General features: G+C 77.2%; 7 protein-coding genes. All 7 read right to left on the reverse strand.

Features of this window, described 5'->3' with window-relative positions:
- Positions 1 to 27 precede the first annotated feature (27 nt).
- The 7 genes from ACIO9K_RS21590 to asnB all read right to left on the reverse strand — a co-directional run bounded on the left by ACIO9K_RS21590 (position 28) and on the right by asnB (position 24902).
- Positions 28 to 8694: an amino acid adenylation domain-containing protein gene (locus tag ACIO9K_RS21590; RefSeq protein ID WP_400332066.1), complete on the reverse strand. Its 8667-nt coding sequence runs from the start codon at positions 8692 to 8694 to the stop codon at positions 28 to 30.
- Positions 8691 to 13163, reverse strand: coding sequence for an SDR family NAD(P)-dependent oxidoreductase (locus ACIO9K_RS21595; RefSeq protein ID WP_400332069.1), 4473 nt, complete (start codon positions 13161 to 13163; stop codon positions 8691 to 8693). The genes ACIO9K_RS21590 and ACIO9K_RS21595 overlap by 4 nt, the downstream gene beginning before the upstream one ends.
- 104 nt (positions 13164 to 13267) lie before the next feature.
- Positions 13268 to 14005, reverse strand: coding sequence for an aspartyl/asparaginyl beta-hydroxylase domain-containing protein (locus tag ACIO9K_RS21600; RefSeq protein WP_331744769.1), 738 nt, complete (start codon positions 14003 to 14005; stop codon positions 13268 to 13270).
- A 1-nt stretch (position 14006) separates the two neighbouring features.
- Positions 14007 to 20498 (reverse strand): amino acid adenylation domain-containing protein, encoded by a 6492-nt coding sequence (locus tag ACIO9K_RS21605; RefSeq protein ID WP_400332072.1) that lies wholly within the window; start codon positions 20496 to 20498, stop codon positions 14007 to 14009.
- Positions 20495 to 22282 (reverse strand): non-ribosomal peptide synthetase, encoded by a 1788-nt coding sequence (locus ACIO9K_RS21610; RefSeq protein ID WP_363624217.1) that lies wholly within the window; start codon positions 22280 to 22282, stop codon positions 20495 to 20497. The genes ACIO9K_RS21605 and ACIO9K_RS21610 overlap by 4 nt, the downstream gene beginning before the upstream one ends.
- Positions 22279 to 23022 carry an aspartate/glutamate racemase family protein gene (locus tag ACIO9K_RS21615; protein ID WP_363624219.1) on the reverse strand — a complete coding sequence of 248 codons (744 nt, stop codon included), beginning with the start codon at positions 23020 to 23022 and terminating at the stop codon, positions 22279 to 22281. Before ACIO9K_RS21615 ends, ACIO9K_RS21610 begins: the two co-directional genes overlap by 4 nt.
- On the reverse strand, positions 23019 to 24902 hold the full coding sequence (gene asnB, locus ACIO9K_RS21620; protein WP_400332076.1) for an asparagine synthase (glutamine-hydrolyzing): 1884 nt from the start codon (positions 24900 to 24902) through the stop codon (positions 23019 to 23021). The genes ACIO9K_RS21615 and asnB overlap by 4 nt, the downstream gene beginning before the upstream one ends.
- Positions 24903 to 25186 lie beyond the last annotated feature (284 nt).

The raw sequence follows: 25186 nt of genomic DNA on the forward strand, positions 1-25186 counted from the left end.
CGGGGTGTCGGCCGCCGGCCGTCGGGGTCAGCCGGTCGGGCCGGTGCCGGAGCCGCCTCGGCGGGCGGCGCGGCGCCGTTCGTGGTGCTGCCGGCGGTCGCCGCCGGCGGGCTGCGCGGTGTCGGATGCGGCGGTGTCGGGTCCGGCCGTGTCCGAGGCGGGCTCGGGTGCTGATGCAGCCGGTAGCGCCTGCGGCGCCGGGGCGGTGGCCGGCCGGTCCAGCAGCTCGGCCAGGTGACGGATGGTCGGCCGGTCGAACATCTCGACCACCGAGAGCTCCTGCCCGAAGTCCTCGGCGATCCGCCGCTGGACCCGGACCAGGTGGATGGAGTTGGCGCCGGCCTCGAAGAAGTTGGTGTCGACGTCGACCTCCGCCCCGTCCATCACCTCCCGCCACAGCTCGGTGAGCCGCTCCATCGCGCCGAGCGTGCTCGGCCGGTGCGCCACCGGTCGCGCCGCCGGTGCCGCCGGTGCCGCCGCGAGGGCGGGGGCGACGGGGACGGCGGAGACGACGGCGGGGGCGGGCACCGCGGCGCCCAGCCGGGCGAGCGCCGCCCGGTCGACCTTGCCGTTGGCGGACAGCGGCAGCGCCTCGACCGCCCGCACCCGCTGCGGAACCATGTAGCCGGGCAGCCGCTCGGCGAGCGCGTCGCGCAGCGCGGCCGTCCAGTCGGTGCCGGAGCCGGGCTCCTCGGCGGCCGCGTTCAGCGGCCGGCCGCCGACGAGCGTGTGCAGCACGCGCTGGCCCTCCTCCAGCCGCAGCGCCTCGCGCAGCGGCTCCGGGAAGACGTCGCCGATCGGGCAGAGCGCCACCGCGCAGTCGGCGGCGCGGTGGCGCAGCAGCTGCGCCATCGCCCCGGCCTCCAACAGGCAGAAGCGGTCGGCGAGTTCGCCGTACACCGGGGCGATCGCGGCGGTCCGGGAGACCAGGAAGACGGCGAAGCCGGCCTGGTCGAGCAGCGGCCCGTTGGCCTCGCTGTAGAGCGCCCGGTCCAGCGCCCGGGCCGAGCCCGGTGCGCCGTCGAGGGCGACCAGTGCCGGCCCGGCCGGGTCGACGTAGTAGGTGCCGGCCGGCAGGCCCGCCACCCTGCCGGGGGCGACGGCCAGGTAGGTCTGCACCGGGTACAGGCCGCCGGCCGAGCCGTAGGCGTACCGGGGCACGCCGTCCTCGTCCTGGCGGGCGAGCACGGTCAGCAGCGCGTGCAGGTCGGCCAGCCGCACGGGGGCGTCGGCGAAACCGGTGGCGGCGCCGCGCAGGGCGGCGGCCCGGCGCAGGTCCAGGGTGTCGGTCGGCAGGGCGAAGGGCAGGACCTCACGGCCCGCCAGGTCGGCGCGGCGGCCGGGCTGGCGCAGCCGCGCCTCCAGCCGGCGGACCCGTTCGGCGTCCAGGGCCGGGGCCGCCGCGGGAGCGGGGGCGGCGGGTTGCGGCCGGGCGGCCTCGCGGACCACGAAGGCCGCGAGCCGGGCGTCGAGCCCGTTGCCCTCGACCAGCGCCGCCGCCTCCCGGACGCCGTCCATCCGGACCAGCGCCGATTCGATCTCGCCCAGCTCGATGCGCATGCCGCGCACCTTGACCTGGCAGTCCTCCCGGCCGAGGAACTCCAGCTCGCCGTCGGGCAGCAGCCGGGCCAGGTCGCCGGTGCGGTACAGGCGCTCCCCGGTGACCGGGTGGGTCGGGAACGCCCGGGCGGTGAGCTCGGGGGCGTTGCGGTACCCGACGGCCAGGCCCACGCCGGTGATGAACAGGGCGCCGGCGACGCCGACCGGGCGCGGCCGGAAGGCCTCGTCCAGGACGACCATGCCCTGGTTCCGCATCGGCCGCCCGTACGGGATGCTCGGGCGGCCCGGCTCGACCGCGCCGATCGGGTGCAGCACGGACCAGATCGACGCCTCGGTGGCGCCGCCCAGGCTGATCACCTCGGCCTTGGGCGACAGCGCGCGGACGTGGCCGGGCATGCCGACGGGGATCCAGTCGCCGCTGAGCATGACCAGGCGCAGCGACTCCAGGTCGGCGGCCGGGTTGCCGCCGGCGTACGCGAGCAGCATCTCCATCAGCGCGGGGACGGAGTTCCAGACGGTGACGCCGTGCTCGGCGACCAGCCGGGACCAGCGCGCGGGGTCGCGCTCCTCCCCGGGCCCGACCAGCACCAGCGCGGCGCCGGCGGCGAGGGTGCCGAACAGGTCGTACACCGAGAGGTCGAAGCCGAGCGAGGAGAGGCCGAGGACGCGGTCGGCGGGGCCGACCCGGAACCGGTCGTTGACGTCCACCACGGTGTTGAGCGCGCCGCGGTGGTCGATCATCACGCCCTTGGGGTCACCGGTGGAGCCCGAGGTGTAGATGACGTACGCGAGGTCCGCCGGGGTGGTGGGCACCGGGGCGGGCTCGGCGCCGGCCGGGGCGGCCAGCGCCTGTTCGAAGCCCAGCAGGGTGACCCCGGCCGGCACCGCGCCGGCCGCGTCCCAGGACTCCCGGGCGAGCAGCGCGGTGGCGCCGGCGTGTTCGAGCGAGCGGGCGACGCGGGCGGCCGGCAGGCCGGCGTCCAGCGGCAGGTAGGCGCCGCCGGCCCGGATCACGCCGATCGCGGCCGCGACCTGCTCCCAGCCCCGGTCGGCGCGCACGCCGACCAGGTCGCCGGGGCCGACGCCGGCCCCGCGCAGCGCGTGGGCCACGGCGGCGGAGGCGCGCTCCAGCTCGCCGTAGGTCACGGTGCCGGTGGCGGAGACCACGGCGGTCCGCTCGGGGGCGGTGCGCGCCTGGGCGAGGAACGGCTCGTGCAGCAGCCCGTCGGGCCGCGGGCCGTCCGTGGCGTTGAGCGCGCGGTAGGCCTCGGCGTGGGCGGCGGGCAGGGCGGCCAGGTACGGGTCCGTCCAGGCGTCGGGCCGCTCGGCGAGGGCGGTGAGCAGGCCGGTGTAGGCCTCGAACATCGCGTCGAGCAGGCCCTCGGGGAAGAGCTCCTCGAAGGCGTCCCAGGTCAGCCGCAGCCGGCCCTCGTCCTCGGAGATCTGGTGGTCCAGCCAGACCTGGGGGGTCTGGGTGATGGTGTGGGCGACCTTGGCGCCGAGCTCCCGCAGCACCCGGCTGCCGCCGACCTCGCCGGCGCCGAGCTCGCTGGTGAAGACGACCGGCATGGCGGCGTCGGCCACCCCGCGCCGGCGGGCCAGGTCGCCGCCGACCCGCACGCCGCTGACCAGCTGGTGGTCCAGGTCCTCCCAGAGCCGGTCCTGGAGCCGGCGGGCCCGCTCGGCGAAGGAGCCGGCCGTCGCGCCGTCCACCTCGAAGAGGCTGAGCGCGGTGAAGTCGCCGACCATGGCGGCCAGGTCGGGGTGGTCGCCGACGCGGTTGAACAGCGTCAGGTTGAGGGTGAAGCGGTCGGCCGCCGCCCAGGTGCCGAGCACGGTGGCGTAGGCGGCCAGGGCGAGCGCCGAGGGCGTGACCCGGCCGGCGGCGGCCCGGCTCTTCAGCCGCTCCCACAGCTCGGCGGGCAGGTGCGCCTCGCGGCGGTGGAACCTGGTCTGCGTCAGCTCCTCGGGACGCCGCGCCAGCGGCAGCGCGGGGGCGGGCGGCAGGGTCTCCAGGCGGCCGTGCCAGTAGTCGAGGTCGCGTTGCAGCGCGGGGCCCTCGCGGCGGGTCCGCTCGGCCAGCACGTAGTCGCGGAACGAGAGCTCCATCGGACGCGGGTCGAGCGAGCCCTGGTAGATCGCCAGCAGCTCGCGCAGCAGGATCTGCACGCTGCCGCCGTCGGCGATCAGGGTGTCGATGCTCAGGTGCAGCCGGGCGTCGGTGCCCCCGGTCCGGCTGGCGTGCAGCTCGAACAGCGGCCAGGTGTCGGCGGGCAGCACCTGGTGCGACATCCGGGCGCGGGTCCCGGCGAGGGCGGCGGCCCGCTCGGGCTCCGGCAGCCCGCGCAGGTCCTCGACGGCCAGCTGGTACGCGGGCACCTCGGGCAGGATGCGCTGGGTGCCGTCCTCGGCGAAGACCAGGCGCAGTGCGTCGTGCCGCCGCACCAGGGCCTGCCAGGCGTCCTGGAGGCGCAGCGGGTCGACGTCGGCGACGTCCACTTCGAGGTAGAGGTGGCAGGCGACGTCGCCGCCGACGGCGCCGCTGCGGCCGATCCAGTACGCGCGCTGCACGTCCGTCAGCGGGAAGGGCTCGTGGCGGTGGGCCGGGTCGGGCAGCAGCTCGACCGGTTCGGCGGGCGCCGCGGTGGCCCCGCCGGCGCCCAGCGCGTCCACGGCCCGGGCGAGGGCGGCGACGGTCGGCGAGTCGAACAGGGTGCGCAGCGGCAGCTGGACGTCCAGGTCGCGGCGGATCCCGGCGACCATCCGGGCGGCCAGCAGGGAGTGGCCGCCGAGCTCGAAGAAGTCCTCCTCGGTGCCGACCTCGTCGAGCGTCAGGGCCTCGCGCCAGATCGCGGCGATCCGCTCCTCGGTCGGCGTGGCGGGCGCGGTGCGGTCGCGGCCGGCGGTGGGGACGGTCTCGGGGGCGGGCAGCGCCGCGCGGTCGACCTTGCCGTTGCTCGTGAGCGGCAGCGCGTCGAGCGGGATGAACCGGGACGGGATCAGGAAGCCCGGCAGCTGCCCGGCCAGGGCGGCCCGCAGCTCGGCCGGGGCGGGCGGCGCGGCCGGGTCCTCGGGCACCAGGTAGGCGGCCAGCGCGGCCCGGGCGGTGCCCAGGCCGTAGGCGGTGACCACGCACTGGCGGATGCCGGGCAGCGCGGTGAGCGCGGCCTCGACCTCGCCGGTCTCGATCCGGAAGCCGCGGATCTTGACCTGGTGGTCGTTGCGCGAGAGGTACTGGAGGCGGCCGTCGGGCAGGGTGCGGACGAGGTCGCCGGTGCGGTACAGCCGGGCGGCGGGGTCGGCCGAGCCCGGGCCGGCCGACTCGGAGCCGGCCGACCCGGGGCTTGCCGAGGCGGGGTCGGTCGCCTCGGGGTCCGCGACGAAGCGTTCGTCGGTGAGCCGGGGCAGCCCGAGGTAGCCGGCCGTCACCCCGGCGCCGCCGATCAGGAGTTCGCCCGGCACGCCGACGGGCACCCGCCGCCCGTACGGGTCGAGGACGCGCACGGTGGTGCCGGCGATCGGGCCGCCGATGGTGACCAGGCCCTCGGCCGGGTCGACCACGGCGGTGGTGGACCAGACGGTCGTCTCGGTCGGCCCGTACATGTTGCGGATCGGGCCGCCGAGGTGCTCGGCCAGCCGGCGCACCAGCTCGGCGTCGAGGGCCTCGCCGCCGAGCAGCAGCTGCCGCAGGCCGCGCAGGGCCTGCGGGTCGGCCTCGTCGAGCAGGGTGCGGGCCCGCGACGGGGTGCACTGCAGGTGGGTGACGCCGTGGGCGCGCACCAGCGCCGTCAGCTCGGTGTCGGCCGCGACCGCGAGGGCGGCCGGGGCGGGGGCCGGTGCGGCGGCCGCGGTGCGGCGCAGCTCGGCCAGCCGGGGCAGGGCGGCCAGCGCGACGTCGGTGTCGACGCCGAAGTCGACCAGGCAGCCGATCTCGTCCACGCCGGCCGCGGCCAGCCGGTGCACCAGCGGCAGGCACTCCTCGGCGGTGCCGATCAGCGAGCCGTGGCCCAGGTAGCGGGCGCAGGCGTGGTCGAGCAGGGCCTTCTGGTCCTCCGCGGTGAAGTCGCTGCTGCGCACGTCCATGCCGAGGCCGCGGGCCAGGTTCTCGATCAGGCCGACCGAGCTGCGCAGGTAGTCGCGGAACGGCTGCCAGGCGTGCGCCCGGACGTCGGCGGCGTCCGCGCCGACGTAGCTGTGCAGCATCAGGGTCACGTGCGGCTCGCCCGGGTGGCCGGCCTCGTGCCAGGCCTCCCGGTAGAGGGCGATCTTCTCGCCGAGTTCCTCGACGCTCTGGCCCAGCAGGTGGGTCAGCAGCCGGGCGCCGACCCGGCCGGCCGTCCGGCAGGTCTCGGGGTTGCCCGAGGAGGTGAGCCAGTACGGCAGCTCGGCCTGGACGGGGCGGGGCAGCACCTGGACGTCGACGGCGCGGCCGCCGGGCCCCTCGAAGGGGAGCCGCTCGCCGCGCCACAGCCGGCGCACCTGCTCGATCCCGCTGACGGTGAGCGCCTGGCGGTCCTGGTAGGCGTCCTTGGCGAGGACGAAGTCGTCCGCGTGCCAGCCCGAGGCGAAGGAGAGCCCGACCCGCCCGCCGGACAGGTTGTCGACGACCGACCACTCCTCGGCGACCCGGACGGGGTGGTGCAGCGGCAGCACCACGCTGCCGGCCCGGATCCCGATCCGCTCGGTGGCCTGGGCGATCGCGGCGGCCAGCACCGAGGGGGCCGGGAACGGCCCGCCGAAGGCGTGGAAGTGCCGCTCGGGCAGCCAGACGGCGGAGAAGCCGTTGGTGTCGGCGAAGCGGGCGCCGTCCAGCAGCAGCCGGTACTGGTCGGGGCCGGGCTCGGCGCCGGCGGTGTCGCTGGCGAAGTAGAAGAGGCTGAACTCGGGGACGGCCGGGGCGTCCTGAGAGGCCGCTGCGGCCGGGGCGGGGGCCGCCGTGCCGGGGTCGGGGTTGACCACGACGCGGTGGCCCCGGCTGAGCGTCCAGAGCAGTTCCAGGACGGAGATGTCGAAGGAGACGCTGGTGACGGCCAGCCAGGTGGCGGGCTCCCCGTCGTCCGCCAGCACGCGGTCCATCGCCGCCAGGAAGGCGGTGAGGTTGCGGCGCAGCACGACGACGCCCTTGGGGCGGCCGGTCGAGCCGGAGGTGTGGATGACGTACGCGGGGGCGTCCGGATCCACGGGTGCGGCTGTGGGCGCGGGTCCGGTGGACTCGGCCGGGGCGTCGAGGTCGAGCAGCGGGGCGCCGGCGGGCGCGGCGTCCCGGGTCGCGGCGTGCACCACGACCACGGCGGGCTCGGCGTCCTCGACCACGTGGCGCAGCCGGGCCGCCGGGTAGTCCGGGTCGAGCGGCAGGTAGGCGGCGCCGGCCCGGAGCACGGCGAGCATGGCGGCGGGCAGGTCGGTGCCGCGGCGCAGGCACAGGCCGACCCGGTCGCCGGGGCGCACCCCGGCGGCCCGGAGGCGGGCGAGCAACTCGTCGACCCGGGCGTCCAGTCGGGCGAAGGTGAGGGCCAGCTCCGGGCGGCCGCCGGGCAGCACGGCCTCGGCGTCCGGGCGGGTGCGCACGGCCTCGGCGAAGGCCGTCACGACGTCCGGCGCGTCCTCGGGCAGCGCCGGGCCGTCGCCGGCCGAGGCCAGCAGGGCCTGCTCGACGGGGGTGAGCGCGAGCAGTTCGGAGAGCCGCAGTCCGGGGTCGGCGGCGCCGCGGGCCAGCACCCGCTGAAGCGCCTCGGTCAGCGTGCGCACGGTGTCGTCGTCGAACAGGTCGCCGCTGAACTCGCAGACGCCTGAAGTGAGTTCGCCGTCACGGGCGAGTTCCAGGCTCAGGTCGGTGCGACACAGGCCGTTGTCCAGCTCGACCAGCTCGACCGTGACGCCGGGCAGGGCGATGTCGGGGGCGGGGACGTTGCGGTAGCCGAACTGGACCTGGTAGAGCGGGGCGTGGCTGAGGTCGCGGTCCGGGCGCAGCTCGCGGACCAGGCGCTCGAAGGGCACCTGGGCGTGGGCCAGCGCGCCGAGCGAGGTCTCCCGCACCCGGCCGAGCAGTTCGCCGAAGGTCGGGTCGCCGGAGAGGTCCGATCGCAGCACCAGGCTGTTGACGAACATGCCGACGAGCCCGGCGAGTTCGGGCCGGTCGCGGCCCGCGGTGGGCACGCCGACCACGACGTCCTGCTGGCCGGAGTGGCGCATCAGGACGGCTTGCCAGGCGGCCAGCGTGACCATGAACGGGGTGGCCCGGGCCGCCCGGGCCGCGCCCTCCACGGCCTCGGTGGTGGCGGCGTCCAGGGTGAAGTGCACCCGGCCGCCCCGGTGGCCGGGCACGGCCGGCCGGGGCCGGTCGGTGGTCAGCTCCAGGACGTGCGGGGCGCCCTCCAGCCGCTCGCGCCAGTAGCCGAGCGGCTCGGCCAGCGCGGTGTCGGTGAGTTCGCGGCGCTGCCACTGCGCCCAGTCGGCGTACTGCACGGCGAGCGGCTCGGGGGCCGGGCCGCCCTCGCGGAAGGCCCGGTAGCGGGCGCAGAGCTCCTCCACGAGCACCGCGCGGGACCAGGCGTCGCCGACCAGGTGGTGGTTGACCACGACCAGCAGGGCGCGCTCGGGCGCGGAGCGGATCAGCAGGGCGCGCAGCAGCGGGCCGTGCTCCAGGTCGAACGGCAGGGCCGCCTCCCGCTCGGCCAGCGCGCGCTCCTCGGCCTCGCTCCAGCCGGCCTCGCCGCCGGCCGGCTCGACCACCCGCAGCACCGGGGCGGTGCGCTCCAGCACCCGCTGCACCGGGCCGTCCTGGCCGGCGGCGATGACGGTGCGCAGCGCCTCGTGCCGCTCCACCAGGCCGTCCAGCGCGGCCTCCAGCGCGGCGACGTCCAGCGGGCCGCTCAGGCGCAGGCCCACGTACTCGTTGAACACCCCGAGCCCGGGGGTGAGCTGCTCCAGGAACCAGAGCCGCTCCTGGCCGAAGGACAGCGGCGCCGGCAGCGCCGGGTCGCGCGGCGGCACGGCGGGGGCGGTGGCGGCGGGGCCGGCCGTGGCGGCCGGGGTGGTGCCTGCGCGGCCCCGGGCGCGCGCCTCGAAGGCGGCGCGCTGCTCGGGGGTGAGCCGGGCGAGGCGGTCCTCGCGGCGGCCTGCGGGGTTGGTCACTGGTTCTCCAGGTCGGCGAGGATGCGGTCTTCGATCTCGGTGGCGAGGTCGGCGACGCGGCCGCCCTCGAAGAAGACCCGGGCGGGGACGTCGACCTCGAACTCGGCCCGCAGCCGGGCCGCGATCTGGGCGGCCAGCAGCGAGTGCCCGCCGAGCTCCAGGAAGTCGTCGTCCACCCCGACCCGGTCGAGGCCGAGCAGCTCGGCGTAGATCTCGGCCAGGCGCTCCTCGGTCGGGGTGGCCGGGGCGGTGTACGGCGTGGCGAGCTCGGGGCGGGGCAGGGCCGCCGTCCGGGGGGCCTCGGCGGCCGGGGCGGCGGAGGTGCGCAGCGTGCCGTCCGCGATCGCGGCGCCGGCCCGGGCCACCACGGCCCGTCCGGGCGGGCCCTCCAGCAGGGCGGCGAAGGCGCGGGCGCCCTGCTCGGGGGTGAGCGCGCCGGCCAGCATGTCGGCCTGGAAGGCCCGCAGGGCCTCGGGGACCTCGGCCCGGCTGGCCATGCCGACGCCGGCCCACATGTCCCAGTCGACGGCCACCGCGTGGCGCTCGCCGCGCGCGGCCTCGGCCTCCGCGACGGCGGCGAGGTAGGCGTTGGCGGCCGCGTAGTCGGCCTGGCCGTAGGTCGGGATCAGGGTGGCGAGCGAGGAGCAGAGCACCAGCACCTCGGCCTCCCCGGGCCGCAGCGCGGCGAGCAGGTGGCGCAGGCCGGCGGTCTTCGGGGCGAGGACCGTGCGCATGCTGTCGTCGGAGCGCAGCTCGATGGAGCCGCCGCCGGGCACGCCGGCCGCGTGGACGACGCCGTCGATCCGGCCGAAGGCCGAACGGGCCTGTTCCAGCGCCCGGTCCAGCGATTCGGCGTCGGTGACGTCGGCCTGGACGGCCAGCACCTCGGCGCCGCTCTCGCGCACTGTGGCGAGCGCGGCCTCGTCGGCGGCGCCGCGGCCGAGCAGGACGAGCCGGGCGGCGCCGGCCCGGGCCAGGGCCCGGGCGAGGGTCAGGCCGATCCCGCCGAGGCCGCCGGTGAGCAGCCAGGTGCTGCCGGCCCGCACCCGGGCCGGGGCGGTCGGGACGGGGCGCTCGGCGGGCTCGACGGTGCGGGTGAGCAGGGCGCCCTCGCGCAGGGCGAGCAGCCGGGCCGGGCCGGTGAGCACGGCGCGCACCACCGCGTCGGCGGCGGCCTCGTCGAGCGCGGCGCCGACGGCGAGGTCGACCTGGGTGCAGCGCAGGTTGCGGTACTCCTCGCCGAGCACCTGGACCGGGCCGCTGAGCAGGGCCGCGGCGGGCCGGGGCTGCTCGCCGGGGGCGGCCGGGAAGGCCCCGGCGGTCACGACGCCGAGCCGGACCTCGTTCAGCACGCTCTCGGCGGACATCGCCCGGGCGAGGTGGACCAGGCCGAAGTAGCCGGCGGTCTCGTCCGGCGTCTCGTCCAGGCCCCAGGCGTACAGGACGGCGGTGGGCGTGCGGACCAGGCCGCGCAGGTCGGCCAGCAGCTTCGCGTACTGGGCCGGGTCGGCGGGGTCGAGCTCGTAGACGCCGCGGCGCACCCGGCGGTAGGCCGGGCCGGGCTGGACGGTGGTGACGATCTGGCCGCGCGCGGTCAGCAGTTCCACCAGGGGCTGGGCGGCGGCGGCCCGGTCCAGCAGGACCAGCCAGGTCTGGCGGCGGCCGGACAGCGGGTCGTCCCCGGGGGCCTCGGCGAGCGGGCGCCAGTCGACGGTCGCGTGGACGGCGTCGAGGTCCGCGGCGGGCAGCGCGGTGGCGGGCGCCCGGCCGGGGACGGCGGGCTCGATCCAGTGCGGGAGCCGCTCGAAGGGGTAGCCGGGCAGGTCGGCGGGGCGGGCGTCGGCGTCGACGGGCTCCCAGTCGACGGCGGCGCCGTGCGCCCACAGGCTGCCGAGCGCGAGGACGGCGCTGCCGGGCTCGTCCTCGGCGCCGCGCCGCCCGCGGGTGGGCAGCGGCGGCAGGGCGAGCCGCGGCCCGGCGGTGCCCTCGGCGGCCGCGCGGGCCAGGTCGGTCAGCACGCTGCCGGGGCCGGTCTCCACCAGCACCATCCGCTCGTCGAGCGCCGCCAGGCGGGTGAGCCCGTCGTGGAAGCGCACCGGGGCGAGCATCTGGCGCACCCAGTAACCGGGGTCGGTGGCTTGCTCCGGGGTGATCCAGTCACCGGTGAGGTTGGACAGGAACGGCACGGTGGGCTCGTGCAGCGTGACCTTGGCGAGCTCGGCCGCGAACTGCTCGGCGGCGGGCGCGCACAGGGCGCTGTGGAACGCCCGCTCCACCGGCAGGCGCAGGGCGCGCAGGCCCCGCTCGCCCAGCTCGGCGGCGGCCCGCTCGACGGCCTCGGCGCTGCCGGACAGCACCGAGGCGCCCGGTCCGTTGACGGCGGCGAGGTCCAGGCCGTGCGCGGCGGCGAGGTCGGCCGCGGCCGCCTCGTCCAGCGGGACGGCCAGCATCGCGCCGGGCGCGGTCTGCTCCATCAGCCGGCCGCGGGCGGCGACCAGGGCGAGCGCCTCGGGCAGGTCGAGGACGCCGGACAGCAGCGCCGCGGTGTACTCGCCGAGGCTGTGGCCCAGCAGCGCCGCCGGGCGCACGCCCCAGTGCCGCCACAGCGCGGCCGTGGCGTGGCCGACCGCCAGCACGGCGGGCTGGGTGACGGAGCTGCGGCGCAGCAGGTCGGCGTCGCCGCCGCGCAGCAGCTCGACCAGGTCGAGGCCCAGGTGCGGGCGCAGCAGGGCGGCGGCCTCGTCCAGGGCGGCCCGGAACACCGGGTGCGCCCGGTGCAGGCCCAGGGCCATGCCCGGGTACTGCGCGCCCTGGCCGGGCAGCAGGAAGGCGACGGGGGCGGCGCCCTGCCCGGCGCGGGCCCGGACCGACTCCCGGCGGCCGGCGCCGCGCAGCGCGGCCACGGCGGCGGCGGTGTCGTCCGCGACCACGACGCGGCGCTGGACCAGCTGGCGGCGGCCGGTGCGCAGGGTGCGGGCGACGTCGGCCAGCGGGCGGTCCGGGTGGGCGGCGAGGTCGTCGGCCAGCCGCTCGGCGGCGGCGTCCAGCGCGGCGGCGGTGCGGGCCGACAGCGGCAGGGCGACGGGGACGGCGCCCGGTGCGGCGGCCTCGCGCGGGGCCGGCTCGGGGGCCTGCTCCAGGATCACGTGCGCGTTGGTGCCGCCGATGCCGAAGGCGCTGACGGCGGCCCGGCGCGGGCCGTCGGCGACCGGCCAGTCGGTGAGGCCGGCCGGGACGAAGAACGGGCTGTCGGCGAGGCCGAGTTCGGGGTTGACGGCCTCGGCGTGCAGGCTCGCCGGGATGCGGCCGCCGCGCACCGTCAGGATGGCCTTGATCAGGCCGGTGACGCCGGCGGCGGTGTCCAGGTGGCCGAGGTTGGACTTGACCGAGCCCAGGCCGCACCAGCCGGTGGCCGACCTGTCGTCGGCGTCCTGCTCGGCGCGGAAGGCGGCGGTGAGCGCCTCGACCTCGATCGGGTCGCCGATCGGGGTGCCGGTGCCGTGCGCCTCGACGTAGCCGATGCTGTCCGGGGCGACGCCCGCGACGGACAGCGCCTCGCGGATCACGGCGGTCTGGCCGGCGACCCCCGGGGCGGTGTAACCCGCCTTGTTCGCGCCGTCGTTGTTGACGGCCGAGCCGAGGATGACGGCGTGCACCCGGTCGCCGTCGGCGAGCGCGTCGGCGAGGCGCTTGAGCACCACGACGCCCGCGCCGTTGCCGAAGACCGTGCCGGCCGCCTCGGCGCCGAAGGGCCGGCAGTGCCCGTCCGGGGACTCGATGCCGCCGGGCACCGGCAGGTAGCCGGAGCGGTGCGGCACGGTGACGGTGACGCCGCCGGCGAGCGCGAGGTCGCACTCCTCGGACAGCAGGCTCTGCACCGCGAGGTGCACCGCGACCAGCGAGGTCGAGCAGGCGGTCTGCACGCTGACCGCCGGGCCGCGCAGGTTGAGCTTGTACGCGGCGCGGGGGGCCAGCTGGTCGGGCTGGTTGCCCTGGAAGAGCATCGGCACGCCGAGGGAGTCCCGCAGGTCGGTGCGCGGCAGCAGGTTGTGGATCAGGTAGGTGCTCAGCAGCGACCCGGCGTAGACCGCGATCGGCCCGCGCGCCCGGTCGGGGTCGCAGCCGGCGTCCTCCAGCGCCTCCCAGGCGCATTCGAGGAAGATCCGCTGCTGCGGGTCGATGACCGAGGCCTCCAGCGCGTTGTAGCCGAACAGCTGGGAGTCGAAGCCGGCGACATCCGCCAGCACGCCCTTGGCGGCCACGTACCCGGGCTTGCCGGCCTCGCCGTCCGGCACCCCGGCGGCCCGCAGCTCCTCGGGGCCGAACCGGCTGATCGCCTCGGTGCCGGAGGCCAGCAGCTCCCACAGCGCGTCGACGGAATCGGCTCCGGGGAAGCGGCCCGAGAGGCCGACGACGGCGACCCGGCCGTCGGTCTCGGCCTCGTCGGGAATGACCGGCTGTGCGTTCAAGGTGTTCTCCGTGGGTGAGGTGGGCTCCGCGCGCGGCGGGGCGGGCAGGACCGGGTACGCGGCCGGGGCTCAGACCGCCATGGGGTTCAGGGCCGCCGTGCGGCTCAGACCGCCATGAGGTAGCGCTGGAAACGGGGCATCAGGAACTCCAGGGCCCGGACCTCGACGGGCGTCAGCTCCGGGTGCCAGACGTCCCAGAGCAGGACGGCGCGCTGCTGGGTGCCCTTGTTCCAGGCCTCGTGGATGAAGCTGTCGTCGAAGAGGATCACCTTGCCCTCCTCCCAGCCCCGCTCGTCGTCGCCGACCTTGATGGCGCAGCCGGGCGGCACGATCAGCGGCAGGTGCGCGGTCAGCAGCAGGTTCACGCCGCCGGTGTGCGGGGTGATGTGCACGCCGGGGTTGAGGATGGTGAACATGCCGTCGCGCGGCCCGTGCGGGCTCGCCGAGACGGCGGCGTGGGTCTCGGGGCAGCGCTCCAGGACCTCGTCGCGCCAGCTGCCGTTGCGGTACAGCTGGTAGGTGTCCCAGCCCTGCCAGCCGAGCTCCTTGGTGTACAGGTCCTCGTACGGGGCGAAGCGGGCCTGCTCGGCGCGCAGCTCCAGGAACTCGGCCTTGATCCGGTCGTACGCCTCCTCCATCCGGGCCACCCAGGGCAGTTCGGCGGTGTCGTGCCAGGGCAGGGCGCTGATCCCGGGGAAGAACAGCCGGGTCGGCTCCTGGTCGTCGTGCAGGTACTCCGGGGCCTGCTCGCCGGTGAGGATGCGCAGGCACTCCTCGACCCGCTCCAGCCCCTCGGTGCCGAGGATGCCGTGCAGCTCCGTCATCACGCCCTGAACGTCCATGTCAGTCCCTCCCTGTCGGTGCGGTCCGGGTCGTCGGCCCGGCCGGTGTGTGCTGGTCGGCGGCCGGGCCCTCGGCCCGGTCCCGGGCCTCGCGGCGGGCCCTGGCGCGGGCCCGGACGGCGCTCTGGCGGCGTTCGCCGCGCGGCTTGGCGGTCTCGGCGGCGGCCCGGCCGTCCGGGGCGGCGCCCTCGGTGAGGCCGGCCGCGAACTCGGCGATGGTGGGCCGCCCGAAGACGTCCACCAGCCGGACCGGCCGCTCCAGGCGGCGGGCCAGCTCCAGCTGGAGCCGGGCGGCCAGCAGCGAGTCGCCGCCGGCCTCGAAGAAGTTGGTGTGCCGGCCGACCGGGCCGCCGCCCAGCAGCCGGCGCCAGGCGTCGGCGACGAGCTGCTCGACCCCGGCCAGCGGGGCGGCGTCGGCGGGCCGGGCGGCGGCCCCGGGCAGCGGCAGCCGGGCCCGGTCCCGCTTGTTGGTGCGCGTCCTGGGCAGCGCGTCCAGCAGCAGCACGGTGTCCGGCACGACCGCCGCCGGGAGCCGCTCGGCCAGGTGCGCCCGCAGCTCGGCGCCGGTGACCCCGGGCGCCGCGACGGCGTAGCCGACCAGCCGGCGGGCCCCGCCCTGGCCGTGCGCGGCGGCGGCCGCCTCACGGACCCCGGGGTGCAGCTCCAGCAGCGCCTCGATCTCCTCCAGCTCGATCCGGTTGCCGCGGATCTTCAGCTGGCTGCCGATCCGGCCGACGAACGCCAGCTCGCCGTCCGGGAGGCGGCGGCCCAGGTCCCCGGTGCGGTACAGCCGGCCCCCGGCCTGCCAGGGGTCGGCGACGTACGCCCGGGCGCTCTCCTCGGGCCTGCGGTGGTACGAGCCGGCCAGGAAGTCGCTGCGCAGGTGGATCTCGCCCACCACGCCGACCGGGCAGAGCCGGCCCCGGCGGTCCAGGACCACCGCCTCGCGGCCCGGGATCGGGCTGCCGATCGGTACCCCGGCCGGGAACTCCTCGCCCGGCGCCAGCTCGCGGTGCGTCGCCAGCACGCACTCGGTGGGCCCGTAGAGGTTGTGCAGCCGCGGCCGGTCGGGGCGGTGCGCCCAGGCGGCGGCCAGGGCCACCGGGAGCACCTCGCCGGCCATCAGCACGTGGGCGAGGTCCGGCAGGTGCGAGCCGGTGGCGTCCAGCGCCTCGGTGACCAGTTGGAAGAAGGCCGGGACGGTCTGGATCTGGGTGATCCGCTCGGCCCGCAGCCACCCGGCCACCGCGAGCGGGTCGCGGCGCAGCCCCTGCGGCGGCAGGCAGAGCACCGCGCCCGAGCAGAGCGCGGCGAACACCTCGGTGTACGCGGCGTCGTAGGTGAACGGGGCCCACTGGGCGATCCGGCTGTCCGGCCGGATGCCGAAGTGCTCGCGCTGCCAGTGGGCGAACTGGGCGAGCGCCGCGTGCGGCAGGGCGATGCCCTTGGGCGTGCCGGTGGAGCCGGAGGTGTAGACCAGGCAGAGCGGGTCGCCGGGGGCGGCGGGCGAGGCGGCCGGGGCGGGGCCCGCGGGCTCGTCGGCGGCCGGCACCCGCGGGTCGACGACCTCGACCGGGATCCCGGCGAAGTGCCCGACGCCTTCCCGCAGTTCGGGGTGCAGGGCGAGCGTGCTCCCGGCGGCCAGCAGGCACACCGGTTCGGCGTCGGCCAGCAGCGCGGTCAGGCGGGCGTCCGGGTCGGCCGGGTCGAGCACCGCGAAGGCGGCCCCGGTCTTGGCGACGCCGAGGATCGCGGCGCTCTGCACCGGGCCGGCGGGCAGCAGCACCGAGACGAACCGGCCGGGGGCGGCGCCGCGCTCCAGCAGCCGGGACGCGATCCGGTCGCTCCAGACGTCGAGCTGCCGGTAGCCGACCGTCACGTCCTCGGCCCGGATCGCGGGGGCGTCCGGGCGGGCGGTGGCCCGGGCCCGGAACAGCTCGGACACCGAGACGGCGTGCTCGGCGCGCGCCTCGCCCGCGGGGCGGGCCGGGCGCGGGGCGGGCAGAGCGGGGTCGGTGAGCTCGACGGCGTCGAGGGGGGCCTGCGGCGAGGCCAGGGCGGCGCGCAGTAGGACGTGGAAGTGTCGGGCGAAGCGGTCCGCGAACTGCGGGCCGAAGCGGTCCGTGGCGTACTCCAGGGCGCCGGCGATCCGGTCGGCGCGCTCGTCCAGGGCCAGGGTCAGGTCGTACTTGGCCGCCCCGGTGGGGACCTGGCGCAGCACGCCGGCGGCCGCGCCCAGCCGGACGTCGGCCGGCGGCGCGTCCTGGAACACCAGCGAGGCCTGGACCAGGGTCGGGCGGCCCGGGTCGCGGGGCAGGCCGAGGCCGGCCACCAGCCGGTCGAAGGCGACCAGCGGACGGCCGAGGTCGCCCGCCAGCGCCCGCCCGGTGCGGGCGGCGAGCTCGGCGAAGGACGGCGCCCCGGCCAGGTCCACGCGCACCGGCAGGGTGTTGGCCAACGAGCCGACCAGCGACTCCAGTTCGGGCCGGTCGCGGTTGGCGACGGGCACGCCCACCAGCACGTCGTCGCTGCCCGCGTAGCGGCCCAGCAGCGCCGCGTACACGGCGAGCAGCAGGGTGAAGGGCGTGGTGCGCAGCCGGGCGGCGCCCTCGCGCAGCGCGGCCGTCAGCTCCGGGGCGAGCGCCACCGGCAGGGTCTCGCCGGCTCCCGTCGGCCGCGCCCGGGTCGGTGCGTCGGCGGGCAGGTCGAGCACGCCGGGGTGCCCGTCGAGCCGCTTCAGCCAGTACTCCAGGTGTTCCTGGCGCAGCGTCAGGCCCGCCTCGTCGGCGCAGCCGGCCGCGTAGCCGGCGAAGTCCAGGTCGAGCGCGGGCGGCGGCTCGGCCAGCCCGAGACGGGCGGCGTACAGCGCGGCCAGCTCGCGCACGGCCACGCCGATCGACCAGCCGTCGACCGCGAGGTGGTGCGCGGTGCACAGCAGCACCGAGCGCTCGGGGCCGGTGCGCACCAGGGTGAGCCGCAGCGGCGGCTCACCGGCCAGGTCGAAGGGGCGCACCGCCTCCGCCCGGGCCAGCTCGGGCACCTCCTCGGGCGCCGCGTCCAGGACGGCCAGGGCCGGTGCGGCGGGCGGCGCGAGGACCAGCACCGGGCCGTCCTCGCGCAGCTCGCAGCGGGCGGCGAGCACCGGGTGCCGGGCGGTCAGGTCGGCGAGTGCCCCGGTCAGGGCCGCCTCGTCCACCGGGCCGGTCAGGTCGAGCGCGGCCGGCAGGTGGTAGGCGGGCGAGTCGGGGGCCAGGCGGTGCAGCAGCCACAGCTGGCGCTGCTGGTCGGTCATCGGGACGGCGTCCGGGGCCGGCCCGGCCGTCCGGACGGCGGGCGCCGGGGTGGCGGGCCGCACCCGCGCCAGGGCGGCGGGGGTGGGGTCGGTGTAGAACTCGGCGAGCGAGGGCGCGGCGCCGAAGCGGGCCCGGACCCGGCCGAGCAGCCGGGTCGCGGCGATGGAGTTGCCGCCGGCGGCGAAGAAGTCGTCGGTGGTGCCGACCCGCTCGGGCGGCAGGCCCAGGACCTCCGCCCAGAGCGCGACGGCGGCCCGCTCGGCCTCGGTGACCGGTGCGCTGCGCCGGGCGGCGGTGAGCTCCCCGGCGCGCAGCAGCAGCGCCGGCCGGTCCACCTTGCCGCTGGTGTTGAGCGGCAGCGCGGGCAGCGGGGCGATCACCCCGGGGACGGCGGCGGCGGGCAGCCGCTCGCGCAGGTGGCGGCGCAGGCGGTCGGGCAGCCCGTCGTCCCCGGTGCGGGCGGTCACGAAGGCGACCAGCCGGGGCCCGGCGGGCTGCCCCCGGTCCACGACCACCGCCGCCTGGCGGACCTCGGGGTGGGCGGCGAGCAGGGACTCCACCTCGCCGACCTCGATGCGGTGGCCGAGGATCTTCACCTGCTGGTCGGCCCGGCCGAGCACGACGATCCGGCCGTCCGGCAGGTGGCGGGCCAGGTCGCCGGTGCGGTAGACGGTGCCGCCGGCCGGGTCGACCGGGTCGGCCACGAAGGCGGCGGCGGTCAGCTCCGGGCGGTTGCGGTACCCGGCGCTCACGCCGGCCCCGCCGATCACCAGCTCGCCGACGGCCCCGCGCGGCACCGGCCGCAGCCGCCGGTCCAGGACGTAGCAGACGGTGCCGGCCACCGGGCGCCCCACCGTGACGCCCTCGCCGGGCAGCACCCGCCCGACGGTGGACCAGATGGTCGTCTCGGTCGGCCCGTACAGGTTCCACAGCCCGGCGCAGCGAGCCAGCAGCCGATCCGCGAGGTCGGCGTCCAGGGCCTCGCCGCCGCACAGCGCCCGCAGTCCGGGCCGGCCCGCCCAGCCGCCGTCCAGCAGCCCGCGCCAGAGCGAGGGCGTGGCCTGCATGACGGTGGCGCCGCTGCGCTCCAGCAGCGCGCCCAGCGCCTCGGCGTCGCGGACGCTCTCGCGCGGGGCGACCACGACCCGGCCGCCGGCCAGCAGCGGGGCGAACAGCTCCAGGACGGAGATGTCGAAGGTGATCGAGGTGACGGCGAGCAGGGTGTCGTCGGCCCGCAGTCCCGGCTCGGCGCGGACCACGCTGTGCAGCAGGTTGGCGACGCAGCCGTGCGGCACCGCCACGCCCTTGGGCAGCCCGGTGGAGCCCGAGGTGTACATCAGGTACGCGAGGTCCTCGGGGCCGGCGCCGGGCAGCGGCTGCCCGGTCCCGGCGTCCGGGCCCTCGTCGAGCAGCGCGGCCGGGTCGGCGGCGGGCAGCCCCTCGGCGGGGTCGCCGATCAGCAGGCGGGCGCCGCTGTCGGCGAGCACGTGCTCGGCCCGCGCGGCGGGCATGGCCTCGTCCAGCGGGACCAGGACGGCTCCGGCCCGCCAGATGCCGACGATCAGCGGCACCAGCTGCGCGCCGCGCTCGACGCGCAGGGCCACCCGGTCGCCGGGCGCCACGCCGTGCCGGGCCACCAGCCGGCGGGCGACCAGGTCGGCGGCCGCGTCGGCCGCGGCCCGGTTGAACGCGCGGCCGGGTGACTCGACGGCCGGTGCGGCGCCGTCCTGCCGGGCGAGTTCGCGCAGCGCCTCGGGCACGGTAGCCCAGGCGCGCTCGGCGTCGGGTGCCCGGTTGAAGTCCACCAGGACGCGCCGGCGCCGGCCTTCGGAGAGCACCGGAAGCTCGGCCAGCGGCCGGTCCGGGTCGGCCGCGGCGGCCTCCAGCAGGCACAGCAGCGAGTCCGCGAAGTCGGCCGCCGTCTCGGGGGCGAGCAGCGCCGTGCGGTACTCCAGCGTCGCGTCCAGCGCGCCCGAGGGGCGCGGGCGCAGGAAGAAGGTCAGGTCGTACTTGGCCGTGCCGCTGTGCGAGGGCGCCGGGGCGGTGGTGACGCCGGGCAGCTCCAGGGTGGTGGTGGGGCCGCTGTGGAAGGAGTACATCAGCTGGAACAGCGGCGTGCGCCCGCCCGCGGCCCGGCCGAGCCGCTCCAGGACCAGGTCGAAGGGGGTGTCGCGGTGGCGCAGGTCGGCCTTCAGGTGCCGGCGGGTGCGGGCCAGGGCCTGCCGGAAGCTCGGCTCGCCGCCGAGGTCGCTGCGGTGGGCGACGAGGTTGAGCAGCGGTCCGACGACGCCGGCCAGCGCGGTGCGGCCGCGGGTCGCCACCGGCATGCCGACCACCAGGTCGTCCTGGCCCGTCCAGCGGGCGGCGGTGGCGCAGAAGGCGGTGAGTAGCACGGTGGACAGGCTGGCCAGTTCGCCCCGGCCGAAGGCGCTGAGCCGGGCGGCCAGGTCGGCGGGGACGGTGAAGTGGTGCAGCGCGCCGGCCGCCGGGTCGCCGCCGGGGCCGACGTCGGACGGCAGGTCGGCGGTGGGCAGTTCGCCGCCCAGCCGGGTCTGCCAGTGGTCGATTCCGCCGGCGTGGCTGGTGTCGCTGTCGTCGCCGCGCTGCCAGGCGGCGAAGTCGCCGAAGTCGGGTCCGGCGGCCGGTTCCTGGGCCGGGTCCGGGTCCGGGGCCTCGCCGCCGAGTTCGGCGGCGTAGCAGGCGGCCAGCGACTCCAGGAAGACGCCGAAGCCCCAGGCGTCGACCACGATGTGGTGGGCGGTGAACAGCAGCAGCGAGCGGCCGCCGCCCAGCAGGAACAGCTGGGTGCGCATCAGCGGGGACCGGCCCAGGTCGAAGGGTACGGCCACGGCGCGGGCGGTGAGCTCGGCGAGCCGGTCCGCGCGCTCGCCCTCGGGGACGCCGGTCAGGTCGACGGTCTCGACGGCGGGCCGGACCAGGTCGGCGAACAGCTGCCACGGCTCGCCCGCCCCGTCGGCGGTGACGGCGCAGCGCATCACCTCGTGCCGCCGGGCGACGGCGGCCAGCGCCCGTTCCAGGGCGGCCACGTCCAGCGGGCCGCTGACGTGGAAGGCGGCGCTCTCGTTGTGCAGGGCGGTGCCGGGCAGCACCTGCTCGGCCCGCCAGATGGAGCGCTGGGCGTAGGACAGCGGTGCGCGGGCGCGGTCGCCGCGCAGCGGCAGGGAGGTGTCGCGGCTCATCGGCGGCCGCCCTCCGGCGAGGCGTCCGCGCGGCCGGCGGCGACGGCCGCGGCCAGCCCGGCGACGGTCGGGTCGCCGACGTACACCCGCAGCGGCACCTCGACGCCGAAGCGGGTGCGCAGCCCGTCCAGCAGGCGGGCGATGCCCAGCGAGTCCCCGCCGAGCAGGGCGAAGTCGTCGTGCCGGCCGACGGCGGGCACGTGCAGCAGCTCGCGCCACAGTTCGGCGATGCCGGCCTCCAGGCCGTCCAGCGGCTGTTCGCCGGTGCGCCCGGCCAGGGCGGCGGCCGGGCTGGGCAGTGCCCGCCGGTCGGCCTTTCCGCTGAGGGTGCGCGGGATCGCGGCGAGCCGCAGGTACAGGGCGGGGCGGGCGGCGGCGGGCAGGCCCTCGGCGGCGTGCGCGCGCAGCTCCTCGTCGGTGGCGCCGTCGGCGACCAGGTAGGCGCAGAGCACCGGTTCGCCGTCGGCCTCCTCGACCAGGGCGGCGCAGACGTCCGCCACCGCGGGGTGGCGGCGCAGCAGGTCCTCGATCTCGCCGAGCTCGACCCGGGCGCCGTTCACCTTGACCTGCTGGTCGCGGCGGCCCAGGACCTCCAGGGTGCCGTCGGCGCCGAGGCGGCCGAGGTCGCCGGTGCGGTACCGGTCCGGCGCGACGAAGCCGCCGGCCGCGTCGCCCAGGTAGCCGCGCAGCGGGAACGGGGTGCGGATCTCGATCTCGCCGATCGCGTCCACCACCGGGCGTCCGCCGAACAGCACCCCGATCTCGACCCCGGGCATCGGGCGGCCGGCCGGGACGGTCTCGGCCTCGGCGTCCTCGGCGGTGAGCCGGCGGAAGACCTTGGTCATGGTGGTCTCGGACGGCCCGTAGAGGTTGACCAGCTCCTTGCCGTCTCCGAACAGGCCCCGCCACCAGGCGATGTCGGCGGGGCGGACCGGCTCCCCGGCCATCAGCACGCTGCGCAGTCGCGGCAGGGAGTCGGCGGCCAGCCCGGCGGCGCGCAGGGTGCGGAACACGGTGGGCACGCAGTGCAGCAGGTCGACCTGCTGCTCGGTCAGCCAGCGGGCCAGGGCCGCGCCGACGGGGATGGCGCCGGGCGCCGGGAGCACGGCGGTGCCGCCGGCGCACAGCGGGACGAGGGCGTCGCGCAGGAAGGCGTCGAAGCCGGGGGAGGTGAGCATGGAGATCCGGGTGCCCGGGGCGATGCCGAACTCGGCGATCTCCCAGTCCAGGAAGTGCGCGACCGCCTCGAAGCTGCCCCGGATGCCCTTGGGGCGGCCGGTGGTGCCCGAGGTGAAGTAGACGTAGCCGGCGTCGGGGCCGCTGATGCCGATCCAGTCGTCGGCCGCCCAGGGCAGCGGGGTGATCGACTCCGCGGCGAGCAGCGGCAGTTCGCCCTGTCCGGCGACGGTCAGGTGCTGCCCGGCGACGGTCGGGCCCGGCCCGGCGGCGGCCAGCGCGGAGCGGCCGGCGGCGTCGGCGAGCACGGTGCCCGGCCGGAGGTCCTCCAGCAGGGCCGTCCAGCGGGCGGCGGGCTGGCGGGTGTCCACCGGGGCGAACGGGCGGCCGGTGGCGGCGCAGGCGAGGATCGCCGCGACCACCGGGACGGGGTCCGCGCAGGCGACCAGGACCGGGCCGGTGCCGGTGGCGAGGCGGTCGCGCAGGCCGGCGGCCAGCCCGGCCAGCTCCTGGTGGCTCCAGACCCGCTCGGCGGTGGCGAGGGCGGGGGCGGTGGCTCGGCGCTCGACCTGGTCGGCCCAGCGGTCGAGGATGCTCGTGTGGCTCACAACTCTCCGTTCATGATCCGGTGGGCCACGACCGTCAGCGGGTCGAGGGAGGGCAGGGCCTCGCTCAGACCGGCGTCCTCGATCGCCCTGGTGACCAGGTGCAGCTCGGTGCAGGCGGCGACGAAGGCCCGCACGCCGTAGCGGGGCAGGGTCTCGCGCAGGAAGTCGATGGTGCGGGCCGGGTCCTCGCCGCGCTTGAGGCGGTGGATCTCCCGGTGCAGCGCCTCCTGGTCCGGCGGGCGCAGCGCCACCAGCTGCCGGGCGGCCCGGGCCCCGGCGGCGCCCGAGGTGAGGATGCCGGCCCGGGCGGTGCCGGAGGAGCAGAGCAGCAGGTGCGGTTCGCCGGCCGCGGCCAGTTCCCCGTGCACCACGTCGACCAGCGAGACGCAGCGCGCCGCGAGGTCGGCCGGCAGGTCGCCGAGCACGTGGTGGGCGGTGATGCAGGCGATCACCACGCGTTCCGCGCCGGCGGCCAGCAGGCCGCGCAGCGAGGACTCCACGGCGCGGCGCAGCTCGTCGAGTTCGCCGCTGCCGATGGCCTCGGTGCGGTCCACCACGGCCGGGTCGGACCAGAGCAGCACCCGCGGGGTGTCCTGCTCGGGGTGGAGCCGGCAGGCCCGGTAGACGGTGCGCAGCAGTTCGACGGAGGCCAGCGGGCCCATGCCGCCGACCACCCCGACCAGCGGGTGGCGCGGGCGGGTGCCGGGGCCGGCGATCGGCCCGGCGGCTGTGGCGGTCATCCCAGGCACGGCAGATCGAACTCCTCGACGAAGAGGGCGAAGGTCGCGACGAGCATCAGGTAGTCGGTGTCCAGGTGGGCGTGCACCTGCTGGCCGTCGCCGCGCTGACGCCGCGTCAGGGCGGCGACGGTGTCCGGGTCGAAGTAGCCCTGGCGGCGGACGGTCGCGGGGGAGACCAGCTCCTCGAACCAGTCGGCGCCGGTGCTCAGCAGGTGGCTGCTGGTCTGGCCGCGGAATCCGTACTTCTGCCGGCTGAGCACCTCGCCGGGCACCAGCCCCTCGGCCGCCCGGCGCAGCACGGCCTTCTCCCGGCCGTGGGCGAGCATCAACTCCGGTGGCAGCGTGGTGGCGTGGTCGACCACCGCGTTCGCCAGGAAGGGGAAGCGCAGCTCGACGCCGTTGGCCAGGGCCATCCGGTCGCCGTGGTCGCCGAGCAGGTGGTCGGCGAGCCGCAGGTGGTAGTCGAGGTAGGAGCGCTGGTGCAGCGGGTGGCGCCCGGCCAGCCGCTCGGGGTCGACCAGGCGCTGGTTGGTGACGGAGAACTCGTCCAGCCCGTAAGCCAGGTCCTCGGCGTACAGCTCGCGGCGGAACTCCTGGGCGGGCAGCTGGTCCTGCTCGTAGCCGAGGTCGACGCCCCACATCCGTTCGCGGATCTCGCGCTCCAGCCGGGCGTCCAGGCCGGTGAGCCGGCTGCCGCCGAGCCCGGTGGCGTCGAAGCGGTAGCCGGGGTAGCCGCCGAACAGCTCGTCGGCGCCCTCGCCGCTGAGCGCGCCGACCGTCCCGGCGGCGCGGACGGCCTCGGACAGCGCCAGCGAGCAGACGTTGTACGACTCGCGCACGGGTGCCTCGGCGTGGCGCACCATCGCGGTGATCCGCTCGGCCACCTCGTGCTCGCCGACCGGGACTTCGTGGTGCTCGGTGCCCAGCTTGGCGGCGACCAGCCGCTGGTGCGGGCCCTCGTCGAAGTCGCGGCCGGGGAAGGTGACGGAGAAGCTGGGCCAGGCGTGGCCGGGCCGGGCCCGGGCCATCAGGGCGCCGATCAGGCTGGAGTCCAGGCCGCCGCTGAGGTACATGCCGATCGGCACGTCCGCGAGCAGCCGGCTGCGCACGGCCCCGTCGAGCAGTTCGGCGGTGCGGTGGGCGTACCGGTCCAGCTCCCGGTCCAGGGCCTCGGGGGCCACCGGGTCGAGGTCGGCGGCGAGCGGGAAGTCGAGGTCCCAGTACCGTTCGGTGCGCACGCCGGAGCGGTCGGCGATCAGCCGCTCGCCGGGGCGCAGGGCGCTGATGCCCTCGAACATGGTGCGCGGGCTGACCAGCCCGGGCAGCGTCAGCACCTGGTCGAGGCCGCGCAGGTCCACCCGGGCGCTGACGGCCGGGTGGCGCAGGATCGCCTTGATCTCGGAGGCGAAGATCAGCTGGCCGTCGGCGACGGTGTAGAAGAGCGGGACGATGCCGGCCCGGTCGCGGGCGAGCAGCAGCCGCTGCGCGGCGGCGTCGTGCAGCGCGAAGCCGAACTGGCCGTCCAGGTGGGCCGTCAGGTCCTCGCCGTACTCGCGGTACAGGTGGAGCAGCACCTCGGTGTCGCTCTCGGTGCGGAACCGGTGGCCGCGGCGGCTCAGCGCGGTGCGCAGCTCGCGGTGGTTGTAGATCTCGCCGTTGCAGACCGACACCAGGGTGCCGTCCTCGGTGCGGTGCGGCTGGTTGCCGCCGGCGAGGTCGTTCAGGGCCAGCCGGCGAAAGCCCAGGCACAGGCCGTCCGTGGCGTAGTGGCCGTCGTCGTCGGGGCCGCGGTGCACCAGGCACGCCGTCATCTCCCGGACCACGGCGGCATCGGCCGGGCGACCGCCGCCCAGGACGAATACGCCGGTTATTCCGCACATTCTGTCCGCCCTCTCCCGTCGTGCGTTCGGAACTCGTCGTCGGAACTCGCCGATCGAAATACTCTGGAAATATCCGAAAGAAACCCGGACGAGGAGCACCGTAACAGAGCTCGGTGTTCCGGGAAAGACTCAAGATCCTTATGCGCCAACCGACTATTTCAGGGCACAACTGAGCTGCGGCATCGCCCGGTTGGATCTTCTCGGGGCATGCCGGAATACGGGCTGGACCAACCCGTGAATTACCGCATAAAGTCGTGCGGGAGGCCTGTTCAGGCTTCGCGTAA

It is taken from the genome of Kitasatospora sp. NPDC087271 (genome assembly GCF_044744605.1).
In the GTDB taxonomy this organism is placed as follows: Bacteria; Actinomycetota; Actinomycetes; order Streptomycetales; family Streptomycetaceae; genus Kitasatospora.